The sequence below is a fragment of the Salmonella sp. 32100201201700099SM genome (assembly GCF_017572645.1).
GTDB classification, from domain to species: domain Bacteria; phylum Pseudomonadota; class Gammaproteobacteria; order Enterobacterales; family Enterobacteriaceae; genus Salmonella; species Salmonella enterica.
Genome location: NZ_JAGERQ010000023.1, coordinates 1 through 4,715 on the forward strand (window position 1 = coordinate 1; position 4,715 = coordinate 4,715).

Annotated in this window: 5 protein-coding genes, 4 tRNA genes and 1 rRNA gene; 8 read left to right on the forward strand and 2 right to left on the reverse strand. The window is 50.0% G+C overall.

All coding sequences use genetic code 11. The features are described from left to right. The first annotated feature begins 2 nt into the window (after window positions 1-2). The 3 genes from rrf to birA all read left to right on the forward strand — a co-directional run bounded on the left by rrf (window position 3) and on the right by birA (window position 2,354). Window positions 3-118, forward strand: a 5S ribosomal RNA gene (rrf, locus tag J4685_RS22255). Between the two features lie 248 nt (window positions 119-366). After that, window positions 367-1,395: a UDP-N-acetylmuramate dehydrogenase gene (murB, locus tag J4685_RS22260; protein ID WP_000149792.1), complete on the forward strand. Its 1,029-nt coding sequence runs from the start codon at window positions 367-369 to the stop codon at window positions 1,393-1,395. Then, window positions 1,392-2,354 (forward strand): bifunctional biotin--[acetyl-CoA-carboxylase] ligase/biotin operon repressor BirA, encoded by a 963-nt coding sequence (gene birA / locus J4685_RS22265; protein WP_000655746.1) that lies wholly within the window; start codon window positions 1,392-1,394, stop codon window positions 2,352-2,354. Before murB ends, birA begins: the two co-directional genes overlap by 4 nt. Window positions 2,355-2,388: 34 nt before the next feature. Here birA and coaA read toward each other — a convergent pair whose 3' ends face one another. Further along, window positions 2,389-3,339, reverse strand: a complete 951-nt coding sequence (coaA, locus tag J4685_RS22270; RefSeq protein ID WP_000023068.1) for a type I pantothenate kinase — start codon at window positions 3,337-3,339, stop codon at window positions 2,389-2,391. Between the two features lie 208 nt (window positions 3,340-3,547). Beyond that, window positions 3,548-3,721, reverse strand: coding sequence for a hypothetical protein (locus tag J4685_RS22275; RefSeq protein ID WP_001775645.1), 174 nt, complete (start codon window positions 3,719-3,721; stop codon window positions 3,548-3,550). A 19-nt stretch (window positions 3,722-3,740) separates the two neighbouring features. Here J4685_RS22275 and J4685_RS22280 point away from each other — a divergent pair. The 5 genes from J4685_RS22280 to J4685_RS22300 all read left to right on the forward strand — a co-directional run. Beyond that, window positions 3,741-3,816, forward strand: a tRNA-Thr gene (locus tag J4685_RS22280). Between the two features lie 8 nt (window positions 3,817-3,824). Next, a tRNA-Tyr gene (locus J4685_RS22285) sits at window positions 3,825-3,909 on the forward strand. 116 nt (window positions 3,910-4,025) lie between these two features. Next, window positions 4,026-4,100 (forward strand) — tRNA-Gly (locus J4685_RS22290). Between the two features lie 6 nt (window positions 4,101-4,106). Then, window positions 4,107-4,182: transfer RNA gene (locus J4685_RS22295), tRNA-Thr, on the forward strand. A gap of 115 nt (window positions 4,183-4,297) precedes the next feature. Continuing rightward, window positions 4,298-4,715, forward strand: a 418-nt coding sequence (locus J4685_RS22300) for a GTP-binding protein (protein WP_001774230.1), incomplete at its 3' end; no start/stop codon positions are given.

The window sequence follows — 4,715 nt, forward strand, 5'->3', positions numbered from 1 at the left end:
TGCCTGGCGGCAGTAGCGCGGTGGTCCCACCTGACCCCATGCCGAACTCAGAAGTGAAACGCCGTAGCGCCGATGGTAGTGTGGGGTCTCCCCATGCGAGAGTAGGGAACTGCCAGGCATCAAATAAGTGAAGAAGCCCATCCTGACGGATGAGCTTTTTTGCGTGTGTGGTAACTGATAAAAATGTAGGCCTGATAAGCGCAGCGCCATCAGGCAACCTGCACCGCCGGATGGCAGCTTCGCCTTATCCGGCCTACGGCATCGACACAATGCCTGTGTACACCGCCTTATTCCGTCGACATAACCACAAGCCTTCCCAACCCAGATACGATAAACTATTGCCGATTGAGTATCAGGAAAGCAGCCATGACCCATTCCCTAAAACCCTGGAATACCTTCGGCATTGATCATTGTGCAAAGCACATCGTATGCGCTGAAAACGAACAACAACTACTGAGCGCCTGGCAGCAAGCAACTCGTGAGGGACTGCCGGTTATGATCCTGGGTGAAGGAAGCAACGTCCTGTTTCTGGAAAATTACGCCGGCACCGTGATCCTTAACCGCCTGAAAGGCATTGAGGTGAATGAAACCGCGGACGCCTGGCACCTACACGTCGGCGCAGGCGAAAACTGGCATCAGCTGGTTCGCTACGCGCTGGACAACAACATGCCCGGCCTGGAGAATCTGGCGCTCATCCCTGGCTGCGTTGGTTCCTCACCTATACAGAATATTGGCGCGTATGGCGTAGAACTACAGTGTGTCTGCGACTACGTTGACTGTGTTGAACTGGAAACGGGAAAACGTCTGCGTTTGTCCGCGGCGGAATGCCGTTTCGGCTATCGTGACAGTATCTTCAAAAATGAATATCAGGATCGCGTTGCGATCGTCGCGGTGGGTCTGCGTCTGTCAAAGCAATGGCAGCCGGTGCTGACCTATGGCGATCTTACTTGTTTGGACCCGAAAACGGTCACCGCGCAACAGGTGTTTGATGCTGTATGCCATATGCGCACCACAAAATTGCCGGATCCTAAAGTGAATGGCAATGCAGGCAGCTTTTTTAAAAATCCCGTTGTCGCAGCCGATATCGCTATGGAACTGTTAGAACGATTTCCCAACGCGCCGCATTACCCTCAGGCAGACGGCTCAGTGAAGCTGGCGGCAGGCTGGCTGATAGATCAATGTCAGTTGAAAGGCGTCACCATTGGCGGCGCTGCGGTGCATCGCCAACAAGCGCTGGTATTGATTAATGCGAATGATGCGACAAGTAAAGATGTGGTGGCGCTGGCGCATCATGTCCGGCAAAAAGTGGGTGAAAAATTTAATGTCTGGCTGGAGCCTGAGGTTCGCTTTATTGGTCAGTTCGGAGAGGTGAACGCTGTGGAGAGCATTGCATGAAAGATACTACCGTTCCCCTGACGCTGATCTCACTACTTGCCGACGGAGAGTTTCACTCAGGCGAGCAGTTGGGTGAACGGCTGGGAATGAGCCGTGCGGCTATTAATAAACATATCCAGACATTACGCGACTGGGGAGTAGATGTATTTACCGTTCCCGGGAAAGGATATAGCTTACCGGAACCCATCCAGTTACTGGATGCTGACCGTATACATAGCCAACTGGATAGCGGAAACGTGGCGGTATTGCCCGTTATCGATTCAACCAATCAGTATTTACTTGATCGAATTGGCGAGCTGCGTTCAGGCGATGCCTGTGTAGCAGAATACCAACAGGCGGGGCGTGGTCGTCGCGGGCGTAAATGGTTCTCACCGTTTGGTGCGAATCTATATCTTTCAATGTACTGGCGTCTGGAGCAGGGGCCTGCGGCGGCAATAGGCTTGAGTCTGGTCATTGGAATTGTGATGGCGGAAGTGCTGCGTGAACTGGGCGCAGATAAAGTTCGTGTGAAGTGGCCTAACGACCTTTACCTACTGGATCGCAAACTGGCGGGTATTCTGGTCGAGTTAACCGGTAAAACGGGCGATGCCGCACAAATAGTGATTGGCGCTGGTATTAACATGGCAATGCGTCGTGTAGAAGAGGACGTGATAAATCAGGGATGGATCACACTACAAGAGGCCGGAATTACGCTCGACCGCAATATGCTGGCCGCAAAGCTGATTTATAAGCTACGTGCTGCGCTTGAGCTTTTTGAGCAAGAAGGTCTTTCTCCTTATCTTTCGCGCTGGAAAAAACTGGATAATTTTATTGATCGTCCGGTAAAACTAATTATTGGCGACAAAGAAATATTTGGTATTTCCCGCGGCATTGATACTCAGGGCGCATTATTGCTTGAACAGGATGGCGTGATTAAACCCTGGATGGGCGGAGAAATATCGCTGCGAAGCGCCGAATAGTAAAAAAGGGGAGTCGGTACTCCCCTTTTTTCTGTTATTTCCGCAATCTTACCTGTTCCACCGCATGGTTAGCGCTCTTGGTCATAATAAGGCTGGCACGTTCTCGCGTAGGTAAGATATTTTGTTTTAAATTCAACCAGTTAATTTCTTTCCAAAGCGAAGCTGCTGTATTAACAGCTTCTTCTTTAGATAATTTCGCATAATTGTGGAAATAAGAGTCAGGATCGGTAAACGCCCCTTCGCGGAATTTCAGAAAGCGATTGATATACCATGTCTGAAGAAGTTCTTCTGGCGCATCAACGTAAATAGAGAAATCAACGAAATCAGAGACAAATACATGGTGCGGATCGTGAGGATAATCCATACCGCTTTGTAAAACATTCAAACCTTCAAGAATCAATATATCAGGCTGAGCGACGGTTTTATCCCCTTCAGGAATAACATCGTAAATCAAATGAGAATAGACTGGCGCCGTCACGTTCGGTACGCCCGACTTGAGGTCAGAAACGAATTTCACCAGTCGGTGCATATCATACGATTCGGGGAACCCCTTTTTCTTCATTAACCCGCGTTCTTTCAACACCTGGTTTGGGTGGAGGAAGCCGTCTGTGGTAATCAATTCAACACGGCGGTGTTCAGGCCAGCGACTCAGCAACGCTTGCAGAACGCGTGCTGTCGTGCTTTTACCCACTGCGACGCTGCCCGCGATACTGATGATGTAAGGGATTCGCTGGCCGTTAGTGCCCAGAAACTGTTCCAGGACAGCCTGACGACGCAGATTTGAACTGATATAGAAATTTAGCAAACGGGAGAGAGGTAAATATATTTCTGCAACTTCTTCCAGCGATAAATCTTCATTAATGCCTTTTAACTGCGCGATCTCATCCTCGGTCAGGGTCATCGGCACAGAATCGCGAAGCGCAGCCCACTGGCTGCGATCAAACTGTAGGTAAGGCGTCATTAACGATTGCTCTTTTATACTCATAAGCATGTTTCTGGCTGCTATTGCTACATCAGTTCAGCGATGAACGAGGGCCATCCCTGACATGCAACGGCACGTCACATTTAAGTTAATTTGGACAATGGGCAGGAGGGTAACACCAGATGGGGAGGAATAATAAGAAAAAATCTCGCTGTGAAAGCTATCCCTGAGAAGCAATGTGACGAATATACCAGATACAGAAGATTGCTTTCTATCGACGGAGCGTTGAAATGCCGCGTCGTATCCTGGTCAGACGGTTGGTAAAATGCCGAAAATTTATGCTCTCTTGTTTGAAATTAGAGCATTTTTGTCTCTTATAGCGCAAAATGTGAGCGATAGAACATTTTATGCAATTTTTTAGTTGCATGAGCACGCAGGTCTCCATAGAATGCGCGCTACTTGATGCCGACTTAGCTCAGTAGGTAGAGCAACTGACTTGTAATCAGTAGGTCACCAGTTCGATTCCGGTAGTCGGCACCATCAAGTCCGGTGGGGTTCCCGAGCGGCCAAAGGGAGCAGACTGTAAATCTGCCGTCACAGACTTCGAAGGTTCGAATCCTTCCCCCACCACCATTTTCGGCTGCGCGATGGCGCAGCCCGAGACGATAAGTTCGCTTACCGGCTCGAATAAAGAGAGTTTCTCTCGATATTCAGTGCAGAATGAAAATCAGGTAGCCGAGTTCCAGGATGCGGGCATCGTATAATGGCTATTACCTCAGCCTTCCAAGCTGATGATGCGGGTTCGATTCCCGCTGCCCGCTCCAAGATGTGCTGATATAGCTCAGTTGGTAGAGCGCACCCTTGGTAAGGGTGAGGTCGGCAGTTCGAATCTGCCTATCAGCACCACTTCTTTTCTCCTTCCTGTTTTTCTCTTCTGTTTATTAGCATTCAACAAGTCGGGCGTGTTGCCTGGTTGATGTGGTGATATCACCGATTTATCCGTGTCTTAGAGGGACAATCGATGTCTAAAGAAAAGTTTGAACGTACAAAACCGCACGTTAACGTCGGTACTATCGGCCACGTTGACCATGGTAAAACAACGCTGACCGCTGCCATTACTACCGTACTGGCTAAAACCTACGGCGGTGCCGCCCGCGCATTCGACCAGATCGATAACGCGCCGGAAGAAAAAGCGCGTGGTATCACCATCAACACTTCTCACGTTGAATACGATACCCCGACCCGCCACTACGCACACGTAGACTGCCCGGGGCACGCCGACTATGTTAAAAACATGATCACCGGTGCTGCTCAGATGGACGGCGCGATCCTGGTTGTTGCTGCGACTGACGGCCCGATGCCGCAGACCCGTGAGCACATCCTGCTGGGTCGTCAGGTAGGCGTTCCGTACATCATCGTGTTCCTGAACAAATGCGACA

Excerpts from the sequence above, each read along its gene's own strand:
- birA (WP_000655746.1), top strand. The coding sequence starts at position 1,392 with ATGAAAGATACTACCGTTCCCCTGACGCTGATCTCACTACTTGCCGAC.
- murB (WP_000149792.1), top strand. The coding sequence starts at position 367 with ATGACCCATTCCCTAAAACCCTGGAATACCTTCGGCATTGATCATTGT.
- coaA (WP_000023068.1), bottom strand. The coding sequence starts at position 3,339 with ATGAGTATAAAAGAGCAATCGTTAATGACGCCTTACCTACAGTTTGAT.
- J4685_RS22275 (WP_001775645.1), bottom strand. The coding sequence starts at position 3,721 with ATGGAGACCTGCGTGCTCATGCAACTAAAAAATTGCATAAAATGTTCT.